Source organism: Acinetobacter sp. NS-4, assembly GCF_037402435.1.
In the GTDB taxonomy this organism is placed as follows: Bacteria; Pseudomonadota; Gammaproteobacteria; order Pseudomonadales; family Moraxellaceae; genus Acinetobacter.
Genome location: NZ_JBBEUE010000050.1, coordinates 1 through 668, shown reverse-complemented (window position 1 = coordinate 668; position 668 = coordinate 1). Strand labels below are relative to the sequence as shown.

Here is a 668-nt window from a genome sequence, read left to right as displayed (position 1 = left end):
TAACCTGAGTTCGATATAAAAAAAGAGTAGAAAAAAAGCCCTGTATTTGTAACATATTGGTTCTCAAGACAAAATGTTATAAAACAAGGCTTTTCAATGGATCATATTACCGAATTATTTTGTATATTGGATGATTTCTGCAAAAAATTTAATGAATCTTTAGAGAAAGCCTTAATTTCTGATCAAAAAACCAGAATAAAAAAGTCAGCCTTAAGCTTGTCTGAAGCAATGACCATTGTCATTTTATTTCATCAATCCGGGTTTAGATTCTTCAAATATTTTTATTGCCAAATGGTCCTTCCATTCTGGAAATCTGCTTTTCCTAAACTTCTGAGTTACAACCGATTTATTGAAATCATGCCTCGTTGTTTGCAGGCTTTGAGTAGTTTCTTCCATCAAGTGAAAGGAAAAGATACAGGAATCAGTATCATTGATTCCACTAAACTGGTAGTTAGCCATAATCTTCGAATTAAAAGGCATCGTGTATTTAAAGGCTTGGCTGGTCGTGGGAAAAGTAGTACAGGTTGGTTTTATGGTTTTAAATTACATCTGATTATCAATAATTTAGGTGAAATGATTAATCTCAAGCTGACATCAGGGAATGTTCATGATATTGCTGTACTGGATTCTTTAACTCAAGAATTAAAAGGGATCCTACTTGGAGACAG

The 668-nt window shown here is 33.1% G+C and carries 1 protein-coding gene; it reads left to right on the top strand.

Annotation, left to right across the window (positions count from 1 at the left end):
* Positions 1-96 precede the first annotated feature (96 nt).
* Positions 97-668 (top strand): IS982 family transposase (locus tag WAE57_RS15795; RefSeq protein ID WP_337711306.1); only part of this gene is annotated, 572 nt, incomplete at its 3' end.